Genomic DNA, 14,489 nt, shown 5'->3' on the forward strand with positions numbered 1-14,489 from the left:
GGGTTAGTTGCAGCCCAAGAAACTCATCATCGAAGCTCGCATTATCGAGTACATGCCGCGTATCGCGAACCCTCATGTCCCTTACACACCAAACAAAATTGGCGTCGAAGCCGCAAAAGCATGTGAGGCGGGCGCGAGCATAGTTCATTTTCATGCGCGCAACTCCGATGGCACGCCATGAGGCGATTCGAGCTATCCGTGCCCGGTGCGAATGCCTCGTCTTTCCTACCTTGGGCCAGATATCCAACTCAGCAGACACGATGGCGCGGCTCGAGCACATAGAGCAACTTGCACGCGATCCCGCTACGCGACTGGATCTTGCGCCAATCGATACGGGTAACACCAACATCGATCGCTATGATGCAAGCGAGCGTCGCTACGTCACGGATACGCAGACATATCGCAACGACACCGCGACGATAATCGCTTTCGCCAAGCGCTTGCCAGAGCTTGGTGTCAAGCCGCAGTTTGTGAGCTGGACGGTCGCATTTACACGCGGCTTCGAGGCGCTTTGCGAAATGGGTCTTGTGGACGAACCGGCTTACTTCATGTTCGAGCTCACCGATCAGGGGATCTTCGGCGGCCATCCAGGCACCATCAAGGGCTTGATGGCGCATCTCGACTTCCTACCGAAGGCGCCCATCGAGTGGACCGTTTGCAACAAGATCGGAAATCCCATGGGGCCAGCTGCAGCCTCGATTGAGCTCGGCGGACACGTTGCGGTCGGCCTCGGAGATTATGGCTGGCCAGAGCTTGGCACCCCCGATAACGGCGAGGTGGTGCGGGAGATTGTGCGCTTGGCGCGCGCCATGGGACGCGAGATCGCGACACCAGCGGAGACTAGAGCGATGTTTGGGCTCTCGTGAGTAGAGGCTTGAATAGGATGGACGAAAATAACCTCATCCGAATCCCGGAGCCAGCGCTGAACGACTTCTGCATCGGCGTACTGACTAAGCTTGGTGTTCCGCGCGATGATGCGAAGATTGTCGCTGACAATTTGATCGCGGCTGATCTTCGAGGTGTCGGGTCCCATGGCGTAGTCCGCCTCCCTATCTACATCAAGCGGCTGATAGATGGTGGAACTAATGCCCGGCCGGACATTATCACCGTACGCCAAACGCGCACGACTGCCGTAGTCGATGGCCACAATGGTCTCGGACATCTCGTGGGCGTCCGTGCAATGGAGGTCGCAATCAAGAAAGCGTCCGACGGGAACTGCGTCTTCGTCGCTGTTCGCAATAGCAACCATTTCGGAGCAGCCGCCTACTATGCCGAGATGGCCGCTCGAAACGGGATGATAGGACTTGTATTCACGATCGGCGCCATCGATCACATGGCGCCCTGGGGCGGCGCAGAAGCTGTCCTTGGCAACAACCCATTAGCCGTCGCCTTTCCTGCGCCCGGCGACTTTCCGATTGTTCTGGACATGGCGTGCAGCGTAGCTGCGCGAGGCAAGATAATCGTTGCCGCCAAAGAGGGAAAACCTATTCCCGTCGGTTGGGCCACTGGTCCCGACGGCCTGCCAACCACCAATGCAGCGGAGGCATTGAAGGGAGTCGTGGTTCCGGTTGGTGGTCCGAAGGGATATGCTCTTACCCTTACGGTCGGGCTTCTAAGCACCATGCTGTCGGGCGCCTTCTTCGGCCGGGACGTGGGTGATCTCTACGAGAAAACCAGCGAGCCGCAAAACAGCGGACATCTGTTCGGCGTGTTGCCCGTTGCAGCATTCGACGAACCGGCTTCATATGCGGCTCGTATGCGGAAGGGCATCGACGACATCAAGGGCGTAAGAAGGGCGCCTGGCTCGGAGCAGGTCTTTCTGCCGGGAGAGCAAGAGTACTTGGCCAAATTGGTCAACTTGGCCGATGGCGTTCCTATCGGCCGCCTTGGCCGCTAAACCTTCTCCGATCGCGGCTCAGTACCACGTTCCTCTGAAGCTGAAGCATAGCCGTGGGGCGTGATAACGCTTGGACTTTGGCGCAGTTAGACGGCTCTTCATCAATATGAGCAAGCCGTTACTGACCACCGATTGACCATCGAAACCCCGTAAACAAACGGCGTTAAAGGTGGTCAATGGTGAGCGAACTTCATTGTTTGTTGATGTTTTCGTTTGCTATTTGCGTTCGGCACGCGGGGGCAGGCCATCAAGGGCGACGGTGCCAGGATTGTAGGGTGTCCACGCCGCGCCCTGGATGACAGTACGGTTGCCGAGATCGCGCAAGTGGCACGAGATGACCTCGTACCGGCGCGCGCCCATCGCAAGGCGCATGAACTCCGCGACCACGAGGGTTGCGGCAACCGCACCGACGAACGGCGCCCCAATGCTTCGGCCCGCAAGGCGAACGGTGCCGCACTGGTCACCACGTTTCGCGAGCAACCGGCGATAGGCAGGCTGCGAGATTTCGGCCTCGCCGGTGGCGGTGCTCTGCCAGATGGTGCTTGCGCCGCGCGCGGCCGGAATCGTGTGCAGGTCGATTCCGAGACAATCCTGCGGTCCCTTGCCCAGTCCTGCCTCGATGATGCGCTCAAACCCCGCATCCTCGATTGCCTGACGGGCCCAGGGCGTTGTCGACACTGATCAGCGCGAGCGGGGGTTCCTGCGGCGTCACGCGGAAGTTGCCCGCGAAGCGTCGCTCGATGAGAGCGGTAGGGACCTCGTATACTGCGAACTCGTCCGCTGCCAGAGTGTCCTCCGCAAACATGATCACATGATTGTCTTCGGATTCAAGCGCTCTTGCCACATCGGGCAGGCCGTAACCTAGAAGGTTGTAGATTGCGTCATCATCATTTCTCAGGCAATCGATGGCAGAGCCGGGATGTTCGGCGCTCAAAGCGAGTAGCGCTCTTATGAGGTTTGCCGATGCGTCGGGAAAATTCTCGAATGGCATCGCAGCCTTGTAGCTAATGAGCGGAGCGGCGAACGAGGTTCCCGAATGATATTTCAGGAGCTGTTGTAAATACTCGTGGTGCGTTGAAACCCGCGCTGGCTCGCTTAGACCCACTTTGAAGACGTTGGGTCGGACCATCGAAGATCGCTGTTCCGCCGACATCAACCAGGTCCGGCTTGAGGAACCTTATTGGCGCCAGGGCCCGCGCGAGTGAACGGTGAATGGTTGATAGGGTTCGGCGATGGAGCGAACACCCACGTTATCTACATCAATTGCAGAAAGGCCATTTGAATGGGCGATTGATCCGACCGTAAGCACATTGACTGCGCTCGATGGTTCGAGAATGCGATTTGCGTCGTTAGGCAGGAAGTCCGGATAAGTCGCAACGATACCGTCGCCAAGCGACGCGAGATCGCCGCCCGACGTGTTGCCGGCCGAGACGACAATTAGGATGTCCAGTTCTCGGGCAAGAGAATCCAAAGTGGATGCCCATGCGCTGGGCTTCGCACCTACCGGGCGCTTGATACCGCCTAATGATATGTTGATAACACGACAGCCGAACTCATCATGCAGCCTGCGAATGGAGTTTTCCATTTGAGTTGGAACGAGTTCTTCGTCGTCGAAGCGTCCTTCTGCGTTTACAACTCGTGCGCTGGCGATGCGGAATTTCGGCTGAAAGGGTGCCTCTGACAGCCGCTGGCGAATGTTTTTATAGATCGCGATGCCCGAGACCGGAGTGCCGTGGCCCTTCTCATCGCTATCGCCTAGGGCTGCCGGCTCGCCAAATGCCGCTACCCACTAACCCGCGATCAACGGATGAGCGGATGTCAGGCCGCTATCGATCACCGCGATGGTCAAAGCGTCTCGGTCGGCGGCAGCTACTTTCGGCTCGATCTCGCCGGCGGGAAGCTCGGGCCAGTCCGGAGTTGGAGGGCGATCAATCGCGGCGACCTCAGGCAACTCTAAGAGAGAGCGGATGCAGGGGCCCGAGGCTTGCACGCGCATCAGAAGCGCAGAGTTTCCCCGGTAGCTAACTAGAGTTCCTCCTTGCTGACCTAGGATGACGCGATGGATAAACAGATCGGCGGTGAAGTCGGAAACGGGCCAAAGCTCGACATCGTAAGATTCAACCGGTTCCGGAATGTCGTCCGAGTTGTCATAGCCCTCTCGCCGCAGCACCGGGCCAATTCGGTCCGCTGCGTTGATTGTCCGGACGGCTTCAATGGCTTTATTTAGCGCCGCGCAGGGTTGGTTCTTCTGGTTTTCCGCTTTCTCGCCATTATAGGCTGTGACCCTCTCTTGGAACGCCCTGAGTTCAACGTCGTCGGCGAAAAGGATGAGCGTTTGGCCCGGCTCGTTGGCCAAAACCGTGAGACCAACTTTAACCCATTCCTCCTCGCTTAAGCGCGTCTAACTTCGTGATTTCAGCTTGCGCCTCTTCCTTTCGCTTTTCTAGTTCCAAGATTACAGTTCGCCGAGTGCAGCAAGTTGCGACAGCGCGTGATCACGTTCTGCCTGGATTGCCTTCGCATCCGCAACCAAGCTGCGGCCAATTTCGGCAAGCTTTTGCGTCTTTGCTTCCTCAGCGCTCAATCGCGCTTGCAGCTCATCCACTTCCGCCGATAGCGGTCAGGCAAGCTTTCGAGCTCCTAGGAAGGGGATGGACCTGGGGTTGCTAGATGTAGGCATCGACCTTCTTCGAATGAGTTTGGTCAGTAACCTTTTTGCTCTCCCAAACTACTAATGGTTGCAGCCTCGCGCAACTCGCCAAAGGTGCATGTTCTAAGAGGTCACTCGTGGCGTCGGCTGCGAGGTCCTCCCCCTCCACCCTCATCGATCCTGATGAAACCGTTCCGTGCCTTCCCTGACTTCATCGCTTCCGCGCCCGTGCGGACACAGCACGTTCGCCTATGCAAAGGCGCCTGCCGTTATCGCCCCTGAGTGAGTCATTTCGACTCAGGCAACCCTTCTTGCCGGGCGATCCTTTCGAAAAATATGGTGACAACGCTACTCGATCACAAAATGTCAGTGCAGGAAGCCATCGACCAATCGCGGATCTTCGCTCGCAGCTATGTGCTGGAAGGTCGAAGGAACAGTTCCGGCTGCGGTTATTAAGGGACTTCTTGCCTTGGGCCATCTTCCCAAGCGGGCGCCAAATCCACTCGGAACTGCGCAGGCGATATGGACCGACCGAAAACGTGGACTTCTCAGAGGTGGAGCTGACCCCCGTCGGGACGGCATTGCCATGGGCTATTGAGATCAAAGCAGAAAATTCCTTGTCCTTTCCTGTTGTCGGATCAAACGATGGGCTGCCGAAAACTAATCCTCGATGTCGAGCAGCGTCAGGTGTGTTGGAGCAATCACAAATGGTAGCAGCGCCCTCGGCCGGCAACTCCCGTATCATGAGTAATTGCGCTAACAAGACTACTCGATGCGCTTGCAAAAAACCGGGCGCGGCAACATCAGTCCCAGGGGAGTGACTTTCGACGTAGAGCTGCGTTGACCTTCCATCGCTCCGGCAGTGGGGCTTCAAGCCATTATTTCTAGCAGCTCCTCGCGATAACGCAAATAAGCGCGCCACAAATTATTTCGGCGCGCAGCTCTACCTCCGTAAGATGGCGCTTCAACATCTGAAGCAAATTTTCCGTGTCGACGAACTCCCAAGAGACGGACAGAAGCCAACCGGCTGTCGCACGATCGCTGCAATCTGTGGCTTTTATATAAGTCCAATTCGCCTTTGGGATCAGAGATAGCAAAACCGCACCCGCGGTCATGCGAATTCTTCGTGGGACTACCAGACGAACTTCGCGCCATCCGGCAGTTCGCAGACGAAATCTCCCTGGTTCACGACTTCGGTCGCCCCGGCCGCTAGCCTGGAGGCTCGCACGGTGAGCTTGCCTTCGCGGTTCAGACTGTGCCGAATGTATTCCGTAACAGGGTGTCCCGAGGTGTCCACGGTTTGATGCGCATTGGCGAAGCTGATGCCGTGCTGAGCGCTCACCCTGAAGGCGCTGAGAACCAATCCGCCCTGCACGGCCGGCCCGGGCTTGCTGCCGTCGATTGTGGTACAATGGCTGAGGTCCAGTATGAGCTTCACGTTCTTGCCGGCCTGCAGGGCGCCGAGCACCTCGGCATATTTCGGTGAGGGCTCATCGGCGTTAACGATCGTGCTCGCGCTTGCTGCCAAGAGCAACGACGACAGCAGGAACGACAGTCGTCTGCCACTGAACTGCATACGGTCTTCTCCTTCAAAAGATCGCGCGCCGCGCAAACCGAACGTGCCTGATGTCGTGTTCGCAACCAGTTCGCGGATTGACGACATCAGGCACGTTCGGTTTTGGACAAGAGCATGTGCCGCAACTGCTCGTAAATGGTTGGGAGACTAACCTAACGTCACAACCTCGTACGTAAGGATTTCCGAAGTGATGTCAGGATTTGTGATATCCTCTCTGCTGCTTCCGGGCTCGCGCTGTCAATCGTCGGTTGGTAAACTAACAAGACCGGTTGCTTGAGATGAATGCAGGCGGAGTTGCCCAGGTCTCGGGAAGGGCTTCCAAAAAATGCCTGTAAGCAATCGGTCCGCACGTCCCGCGCCACGGCTCATGTCTCGCACTCACACACGCGCACAGCGGAATTGGATAAACTGCGCGTGGCTAAAGGCTCCATCTGACTTCATCCATCGCTTCGCCCGGTACAGATATGCTGGTCATCGTACGAGCATAGGTTGCGCATGCGTACACCCAAAAGATGCCGCCTGGAGCCTCGCAGCCGCGGCGGCCGGGTGTCGCATCGTCCTACTGATGGTCGGTCGCTAAGATTGAGCGGGGCGGCACCGACGACTGGATCGGGGGATGCGCCGAGTCCGCCCCTACATCACCGGGAGGGGTGGTGATGTAACTTGAATGTAGCAAGCAAGCTGACGCAGCAGCTACTGCAACTATCTCATGCCAGCATGGCTTACGATGTGGCTTGAATCCTACGCAGGGTGAAGTTGTACGCTGGGAGTTCGTTTGTGTTTTCCGTCTAGCAAAGATGAGTGCCGTGCTTAGATGACGGCAACGAGTGCAAGCAACGGATGAGACAGGGCAGATGTGGCGAAAGATATCGCCTGGAATCGAGCATCGATCAGCCAATTGAAAATCGATCCTGCTGCTGGTCCCACGCGCCCAACTCGACCAGCCCCGGTCAGCCGACCTCCTTCGAGCTCGACAGTGCTGCGGTCTCCTTGAATGGCATGATCGTTGCTTGAAAAGGGGACTCGGGCAGACAGGCCAGGCGATCGGGTGGCCAACTCTTCGAAAAGGAGATTGTGAGCTCTTGTTCCCGGGCCGGAGCGAAGTTTTGGGCGGGAAGAAAGCCTTGGGCCGGAGCGGAATTCAGCCTGGGCTTACGTCTGTACGACAAGGAGCCGGCTGCACCAGCTCCGTTCGGAGTCTGACACGGGCGCACAAAGTGTGAGATCTAAGACGTCGCCCGCGATTGCGAGCTATCGAAGCGCAATCACGCCCTTATGCTGGCGAGGTGCGCTGGCACGACGCTTGCTCGTTCACACACTAGGCCAATGGAGGCCAATGGAAGGAGCTGAACATGAGCAGTTCGACAGGATGCTGGGCTGGGGGCGAGAACGCGCCGATGCCCAGCGAAGAAAAGACCAAGTCAAAAGAAGTTTGTGGCTCTTCGACCGGCGGTCGTTTTGGAGCCACTCCGCAGGATGCCAAAGTTGCGGCAAGAGCGGCCTAACCGTCTTGAAGAAACCAGGTGCACTACTGCGGTTTAAACAGGGCCGAAACTGCAGTACCGCTGACCTCGCCCTGCCCCTTGACGGCAGGGTGAGGAAGCGACCTCTGCGTTACGTCTCAGAGGCTTGCTAACCGCACGGTTGCTCATTGGCTTTTCTGGAATGAATTGGGTGACTGGAATTGGACGTCCTTTGCGGCAAATTAGGCGACCTGAAACTACAGGACCGAGTAGACTTTGCTGTCGGATGAGGCGCCGCTCCTCGGCACTGCAGCCGCGGATGTCCTTCTCGATGGCGTAAAGCGCGGCGATGTGCTTCAGCGCCTCACTGGCAATCGGCGCCGGGCCAAGGGTAGCGAGTTCGTAGAAGTTACGCCGCATATGCGCCCAGAAAGCAAGCGCAATCTCGCCCCGCTCGGCGAGCTTGGCGTAGCCGGCATAGCCGTCCTGCAGGATTCCCTTGAAGCCTGCCAGATGGGCGATCGGTCGGTCGGCTTTGCGATCGGGAGCGTAGACGTAGGCGACGCCTGGCGGATCAGCGCCGCCCCACGGCAGCCGACCCTGAGTCTGATTTTCGCAATTTGATCGTTCCCCAAGCTTCGAAGAGCCTTGATGGAAAATTTGCGGCTTTATCCTCCCGCGTGGATGCAAGGCAGGCGCTTATGAAAGGATCATCTCATCAACGAAATAAGGATTCCTCAGGGGAGCGCGGTGATGGTTTGTACATACTCATTGGCTGGGATCGTCCTGATGTGTTCTTGCCGGACAGGTTTAATGAACCTTCGACCTTGACAGAAGATGCCACGTGCCATTCGGTGGAGGGCCCAAAATCCGTTCCGCGTCTGGATTGTCGATTCCGATTTTGCAATTGATGCTTGCTTACAAGATCAGACGGTTCCGTTTCTCAGCCAAGAGATGCGATGTAAGCCTCGTGGGCTAGTCGGGCTGAGGTACATCCGGGCCTCTCAAATTGGACTCTTGATAGCGGAGATCGTCTGAGAAAATGGGAGTTTGGGGCGCGCCATGGGCTCTCGTTCGCCCTCGGTCGGCGATACGCTCAATATCTTTGTCCGATCTCACTGGTCGCGATGGCTGCGCAACCGGATGGTCATCGCAAATCTGGCGGTGGTCAGGGCGCTGGTTTCAAAATAGGCTTGGACTTGGCATGGTGGTTGACGCGGCTGAGCCGTTATCCGCATGTACCGTTCGGTCCCTCCAGCGCAATCTTCAAGCATGTGATCAACGTTGGCGTGGTAAACGGTTTTGCAAGAAAACTGATCGCACCCGCCTTGATGGCGCGAGCACGGACTGCTTCATTGGGGAAGGCCGTGATGAATATGAAAGGCGCGTTATGGCCGAGGCTGCGCATATGCCCGAGAAAATCAAGTCCGTTCATGCACGGCATCTGGACATCGGTGATCACGCAGGAAGTATCGCGCAATTCCGCCGAGTTGAGAAATTCATCAGCGGAGACAAAGGTGTGGACGATGTACCCGTACGACGTCAGAAGGTTGTTTGTTGCGTTGCGAACTGATGGGTGGTCGTCGACGATCGAGATAACGGAAGGCATTGACAAGATGATGGCTGCCGATCGGGGAACTGCTTGCCGCGGTTGCGGCTGCAAATTTTAAGTTGGGGGCGCGGCGCAGGATTGAAAATCATACTTAGGTTTGTACGTCCCCTTTTGGACGGGAAATTCCGAGCGCTTCACTCATTTTTATGAGATCGGCCAACGATTTCGCGCCCATTTTGCGCATGACTTGCCCGCGATAGATCTTGACCGTAATTTCCGCAAGGCCAAGCTCGCCCGCCACTTGCTTGTTCAATAGGCCGGATGCGACAAGTGACAAAATGTCGCGCTCGCGCGACGTCAGACTTTCGAAGCGGGATCGCAACTCGGAGACCGTTTTCTCGAGATCGCGTCGCTTGCGATCTCGTTCGATTGCGGCTTGGACCGCGTCGAGTAAGTCCTGCTCGCGCACCGGCTTGGTCAGGAAGTCCACCGCACCACTCTTCATGGCCTGGACGGTCATGGGAATGTCGCCGTGACCTGTGATAAAGATAATGGGTGTGTGGATATTAGCCTTGGCAAGATCGGACTGAAGCTCGAGGCCGCTCAATCCCGGCAGACGGATGTCCAGCACGAGGCAACTCGCCGCCTTGGGCGGGTTGGCTTGCAAAATCTCCGCCGCCGAGCCGAAAGCCTCGACCTGAAGCCCGACCGATTCAAAGAGATTTGTGAGCGCCTGCCGCATAGAAGCGTCGTCGTCGACGACCAAGACAATCGCTTCATCAGGACCTGTGCGCGATCGCATGTCTTGCGAGAGCTCCCTCATGATGCATCCTCTGGATGCAGGCGCACGATAATCTGAAATGTCACGCCAAATCTCCGGTTAGAAAGTGCAAAGAAAGGTCTTGATGCCGCTCGCAACTGCCTGTGCGGCCGAACTCCCCAATTTCCTAATTTGAGCGCAGAACTTCCCATTTTTCAACTATATGGGCGATTCGTTTGCGGCAAAAGGACGATGCAGGCCCCGCTTGGCCCCTGAGTAGACGAAGGTCTCGCTGCAAGACTGCACGAAGGTGCGACCCCTGCGGCCTGCGTGGCGCGAAGGCTCCGACCAGCACTCTGAAGACAGCAGGAGTGACTGCTGCATCATTGCTTTTGCAACGTGTCGGTCTTCGGCCCGCGGGCGAGGGCCGGGCGACCAGGTCAACGATCAGACCGACGCGCCGAAGTGGTAGCAGCCACTCCAAAACTTCCCTCGAAGTGGATGGCCGATTGAAGCAAAATTCGCGACCAAAGACGGGGCCTGGGCCGGAGCAAAGGAACTGAAACAGCGCTTTCCCGGGTCCGAATTCATGATCCTCTGGCGAAGATTAAAGAGGAAGTCCAGCTTTCGCGCGCTTGACTTTTCCGTTTTTTTGCTGCGCGTGCGGTCTGGTGCCGCAGCGACCTCTCGTGAGACGACCCGCCTCGCGTCGACCGCTTGCTCACAAGGATTTGTCCCTCGCCGAACGCGCCGGGGTCAAACGCGCTCCGCGCCGACGAATACGGCCCCTCCTGCGGGACGTCTTGAAGACAACGACTGCGATCAATCATCCGCTCTCCTGTGAAGACGCTGCGCGGCTCCGACTGCATCCCTCATGGCTTTGCTGGCCTCGTCTTGCGCCACTCGGGTACATTCTCTTAACTGAATTGAAGCTCCACGCCTTAAGGGAGGTGGCTTTCCGCGTTCTTGCCGGATGCCTTAAGACAGAGGCGCGCAAGATGCGGACCCGCGATCTTACGTGAAGTGTGTTCCTTCGTGGTTTGAGGGCAGAGTATGACGGGCGGTCGTTTTCCGCGACTGTTCGAAGGCCGGGAGAAAGCGAGGCTCCGACCAGCCGCGAAGAATCCAATGAACAAGCGTTTGATCTCCCATTCACCCTCAGACGACACTGCCCTCACGCGCTGGCACTGAGCAGTACTGGGCTCTGACGTAGGAAGGCAGGCGCATCAAGCCAACTGCGAAAGGAGTGTGGTGACATTTTGCAGCCCAACCTTCTAACGGTCGGTGCCGGAGAGAGGGATGCGTCGAACTCCTGAACAGCTTGCCCCAAACGATTGCAATCGAGACCAAGCATCCTGATGACGGCTGTTGGATTTGCGACATGCTGTCAAGGCCGCGACACGACGCTTCAGCAAATCGCCTTCTAACTCAAGTTCTTTCGCATTGGCATGAGTTTTGAACAGAAGGAATTGTTCAGGACAAAAGCCCAAACATTCACAGTGGTGACCGATGATACTAACAACCTTATGTGTGCAACGTTGCTTCGGGGTATTTTAGCGCCCGTAACCGCAGATGAGGGATTTGCTCCCATCAGTCGGGGAGCAGCGGGTAGGCCGAAGCCTAATGCCAGATGCATCGCGTTGACGCGGGGCGCCCCCCATCGTCTTGCGCAAGTCCTGATGTGAGATCGCTTCGGCGATCAACGCGAATTCGGAGCAGGGAGGCTAATCCTCCTCTCTGTGAAACACAGGTTGTTGGGCCGGCAAAGCAAACCGGACAGCGTTATTTCTATGGACAAACGAGTCGAAAAAACACCGTTAGATTTCCAGCATAAACTGACCACACGCAGGGAATACCATCTACTCGCGGTCGAACTCTCCGAACTTGCGAAGCTCGCATGGCCGATGGTGCTGACGCAGCTTGGGCAGGTCGCGATGATGACGACCGACCTTGCCTTGATCGGGCGCATCGGACCTGATGCCCTCGCTGCGGCAGCGCTGGGTGCGTCGATCTATCTTATTGGCTTCACTCTCGGCGTTGGTATGCTGGCGCCGATCGCGCCCCTGGCAGCCCAGGCGTTCGGGGCGCAGAACCTTGCCGCGGTAAGACGCACGCTGCGCATGGGACTCTGGGCCGCGCTGCTGCTATCGCTTCCCATCGTGGCGTTTGCCCTGCACGGACAGCATATTTTGCTCGCTTTCGGCGAGGCACCCGACGTGGCGCGGCTCGCGCAGCAATACCTCTTCGGATTAGCTTTCGGAGCGCTGCCAGCACTTTTGTTTCAGGGTTTCCGCAACTTCATGGCCGCGGTCCACCGACCGCAGCCGGCTTTGTGGATTACGCTTGGGGCCATCCCCGTCAATGCCCTTGTGGCTTATGTCTTGATCTATGGGAAGATGAGCCTGCCGCCGCTTGGGCTATTCGGTGCCGGCCTTGCGAGCTCCTTCGTGAACTTAACGATGTTCCTCGCCGTTTTGTGCTTCGCCACAATGTGCCGCCCATTCCGTGACTATCATGCGCTTGCGCAACTGTGCCATTTCGATCGGCTCATTATGCGACGGTTGATCGTGACCGGGCTTCCGATCTCGCTTATTGTTTTGCTGGAATATGGATTGTTTTCGGCTGCGGGGCTATTGGCAGGCCTGGTCAGCATCAGCGCACTCACTGCCCATCAGATCGCATTTCAGATCGACTTGATGCTGTATGTAGTTCCCTTAGGCATCAGCACGGCGGCGGCCGTGCGCGTCGGTCATGCAGTCGGTCGTGGTGACGGTCCCGGCGTCAAAAGGGCAGGGCTGATCGCTCTACTGCTGGGCATTCTGGCTGCTGCGATACTCACGATCGCGGTCGTAGCGATGCGCTTTGAAATCGCCGGCCTGTTTCTGGACCAAACGACTATCGATGCGAGTGCGACCACAGAGCTAGCGGCTAATCTACTTTTGATCGGCGGGAGCTTCTTTATCAGTGACGCCGCGCAACACATTGCGGCGGGCGGTCTGCGCGGACTGAAGGACACCCGCGTCCCGCTTCTGTTCGGTTGCATAGCCAATTGGCCGATCGGCTTCACCCTTAGCTACGTGCTTGGCTTAAAGATTGGGCTTGGTGCCATTGGTATCTGGATTGGATTATCGATTGGGACCACCGTCTACGCCGGCCTTCTCGTTCTGCGTTTTCTGCTGCTCGCGAGCAGGTTTGCCGTTCAGAGGTGTCCGTCAATCTCGTAAGTCAGGCTGTTGGCCAGCCAGAATTCCTGGAACAGTCAGATTAGCTCATGCCCTTACTAAGCGAGCCTGCCGGTTCGAAAGATCATGCTAGTATCGGCTTGTCTTATCCATTTGGTCCAGCATTTATCGCGGCATCGAACCCATTCATTATACATTTGGCCGACAAATCAGGCAATGGCGCTCGAAAAAACTAAGCCGCCCTTCCGGCCAGATCGTTTTGGCTCCAGGGAGCGGAAGCGACCGAGTGCCGCCGTCTCTCCGCTATGGGCATCTGATCTCTTGCGGTCAATCTCGCCTGAAGCGCTTTATTCCCGATTCGGTCGGCGGCCGCGCCGTTGACCAAACCGGGAGGCGACAGCATTCCGGACGGCAGTGCGCCGCGAATGCGGCATTCGAACCATGCAAAATGCCTGAGACAAGCATTGTCGGGAAAAGAAGCCGAGACCTCCATGTCCCACCAGTCTCAGAGCGCCGATTGCGCAGCGACCGGCATTCCCGGCATTTGAGAAGCTTTGTCTATGTCCTCGTATGCGCCGGGCTCGAGCGCCTGCCGTATGCCGGATACGAGAGTAAGCGCTCAGCCAATACCCTGGCTCCGGCATTGAGTTAGATGTGCGAGGAAGCTCCGGCTTGAATGGAGGCTTGGGGCGGGATTGGTCGGCAAAAGATGCCTATTTGGACAGCTCAACAGTTAGGCCTGGAGCAGTCAGCCGGCTTGAAGTGCTTGATGGATCGTCCGAGCGTCGCGTGTGGTCAGGCCGAGCGGGCTTGGATCGTCGCCGAAAGTCTTCTGCCCGGCGCTCAGGTGGCGGAGGTGGCACGCAAGCACGGAGCGACGCGCTCGCAAATTTACGATTGGCGACGGCGCTTCCGACAGCGCGGCGAATTACCGTCGCGCGAGGCTCCGCAGCCGCCGTTCACGCCGATGGTCGTGGAGGGGGCGTTAGAGGAGCGTCACGCTCCGGCAGTCAAGCTCGAGATCGCGATTGGTGACGCCGTGCGGACGGACGGGCGATAGATGGGGAGCAGCTGTCTCGATTGACCCGCGCGGTGCGGGCGTCACGATGATTGTCCCCGGCTCCCAACTGAAGATTTGCATCGCGACGCGGCCCGTCGACGGCTCGATGGGCTTGCTGCGAAGGTGCAGGAGATGCTGGTCTCGATCCGTTCAGCGGTGCAGCCGGCGTGTTCCGGTCGAAACGGGCGGACCGGATCAAGATGGTGTGGGATCGAACGGGCCTGATGCTGGTGCACAAACGCCTCGAGGGTTGCAAGTTCGTGTGGCCAAAGATTGCGGGCGGCGTGATGCGGATATCGCCGGCGATGTTCGCCGCGCTGTTTAATGCCTGGATTGGCGGTTGATCCGC

At 57.7% G+C, this 14,489-nt stretch carries 10 protein-coding genes and 4 pseudogenes; 5 read left to right on the plus strand and 9 right to left on the minus strand.

The features are described from left to right. Positions 1–52 precede the first annotated feature (52 nt). A pseudogene (locus NLM25_RS09040) lies at positions 53–866 on the plus strand (3-keto-5-aminohexanoate cleavage protein). Between the two features lie 17 nt (positions 867–883). Beyond that, positions 884–1,897: an Ldh family oxidoreductase gene (locus tag NLM25_RS09045; protein WP_254136687.1), complete on the plus strand. Its 1,014-nt coding sequence runs from the start codon at positions 884–886 to the stop codon at positions 1,895–1,897. Between the two features lie 216 nt (positions 1,898–2,113). Here the strand turns inward: NLM25_RS09045 and NLM25_RS09050 are convergent, their stop codons facing one another. From NLM25_RS09050 to NLM25_RS09085, 9 genes and pseudogenes are all read right to left on the minus strand, one after another. Next, positions 2,114–2,575, minus strand: a complete 462-nt coding sequence (locus NLM25_RS09050) for a hypothetical protein (protein WP_254136688.1) — start codon at positions 2,573–2,575, stop codon at positions 2,114–2,116. Further along, entirely contained in the window at positions 2,526–3,050 is a 525-nt protein-coding gene (locus NLM25_RS09055) for a S8 family serine peptidase (protein WP_254136689.1), read from the minus strand. The genes NLM25_RS09050 and NLM25_RS09055 overlap by 50 nt, the downstream gene beginning before the upstream one ends. 24 nt (positions 3,051–3,074) lie before the next feature. Then, positions 3,075–3,635 (minus strand): annotated as a pseudogene (locus NLM25_RS09060) (S8 family serine peptidase); the annotation flags it as partial. 51 nt (positions 3,636–3,686) lie between these two features. Beyond that, entirely contained in the window at positions 3,687–4,253 is a 567-nt protein-coding gene (locus tag NLM25_RS09065; RefSeq protein WP_254136690.1) for a hypothetical protein, read from the minus strand. Between the two features lie 99 nt (positions 4,254–4,352). Continuing rightward, entirely contained in the window at positions 4,353–4,481 is a 129-nt protein-coding gene (locus NLM25_RS43880) for a hypothetical protein (RefSeq protein ID WP_256570673.1), read from the minus strand. Positions 4,482–5,679: 1,198 nt separating this feature from the next. Then, positions 5,680–6,210 (minus strand): VirK family protein, encoded by a 531-nt coding sequence (locus tag NLM25_RS09070; RefSeq protein ID WP_254136691.1) that lies wholly within the window; start codon positions 6,208–6,210, stop codon positions 5,680–5,682. 1,652 nt (positions 6,211–7,862) lie between these two features. Further along, a pseudogene (locus NLM25_RS09075) lies at positions 7,863–8,177 on the minus strand (transposase); the annotation flags it as partial. 637 nt (positions 8,178–8,814) lie between these two features. Next, positions 8,815–9,195, minus strand: coding sequence for a response regulator transcription factor (locus NLM25_RS09080; protein WP_375167882.1), 381 nt, complete (start codon positions 9,193–9,195; stop codon positions 8,815–8,817). Between the two features lie 94 nt (positions 9,196–9,289). Next, positions 9,290–9,961: a response regulator transcription factor gene (locus NLM25_RS09085; RefSeq protein WP_254116530.1), complete on the minus strand. Its 672-nt coding sequence runs from the start codon at positions 9,959–9,961 to the stop codon at positions 9,290–9,292. A 1,727-nt stretch (positions 9,962–11,688) separates the two neighbouring features. Between NLM25_RS09085 and NLM25_RS09090 the strand changes: the two genes are divergently transcribed. From NLM25_RS09090 to tnpB, 3 genes and pseudogenes are all read left to right on the plus strand, one after another. After that, positions 11,689–13,122 (plus strand): MATE family efflux transporter, encoded by a 1,434-nt coding sequence (locus NLM25_RS09090; protein WP_256570674.1) that lies wholly within the window; start codon positions 11,689–11,691, stop codon positions 13,120–13,122. A gap of 727 nt (positions 13,123–13,849) precedes the next feature. Beyond that, positions 13,850–14,140, plus strand: a complete 291-nt coding sequence (locus tag NLM25_RS09095) for a transposase (protein WP_254136693.1) — start codon at positions 13,850–13,852, stop codon at positions 14,138–14,140. Positions 14,141–14,286: 146 nt separating this feature from the next. Then, positions 14,287–14,484, plus strand: a pseudogene (tnpB, locus tag NLM25_RS09100) (IS66 family insertion sequence element accessory protein TnpB); the annotation flags it as partial. Positions 14,485–14,489: the final 5 nt, after the last annotated feature.

The organism is Bradyrhizobium sp. CCGB01 (assembly GCF_024199795.1).
In the GTDB taxonomy this organism is placed as follows: domain Bacteria; phylum Pseudomonadota; class Alphaproteobacteria; order Rhizobiales; family Xanthobacteraceae; genus Bradyrhizobium.

Bases quoted from the DNA above. Each gene is read 5' to 3' on its own strand.
- NLM25_RS09045 (WP_254136687.1), top strand. From the start codon at position 884: ATGGACGAAAATAACCTCATCCGAATCCCGGAGCCAGCGCTGAACGAC.
- NLM25_RS09055 (WP_254136689.1), bottom strand. From the start codon at position 3,050: ATGTCGGCGGAACAGCGATCTTCGATGGTCCGACCCAACGTCTTCAAA.
- NLM25_RS09070 (WP_254136691.1), bottom strand. From the start codon at position 6,210: ATGTCGTCAATCCGCGAACTGGTTGCGAACACGACATCAGGCACGTTC.
- NLM25_RS09080 (WP_375167882.1), bottom strand. From the start codon at position 9,195: ATGCCTTCCGTTATCTCGATCGTCGACGACCACCCATCAGTTCGCAAC.
- NLM25_RS09085 (WP_254116530.1), bottom strand. From the start codon at position 9,961: ATGAGGGAGCTCTCGCAAGACATGCGATCGCGCACAGGTCCTGATGAA.
- NLM25_RS09090 (WP_256570674.1), top strand. From the start codon at position 11,689: ATGGACAAACGAGTCGAAAAAACACCGTTAGATTTCCAGCATAAACTG.
- NLM25_RS09095 (WP_254136693.1), top strand. From the start codon at position 13,850: ATGGATCGTCCGAGCGTCGCGTGTGGTCAGGCCGAGCGGGCTTGGATC.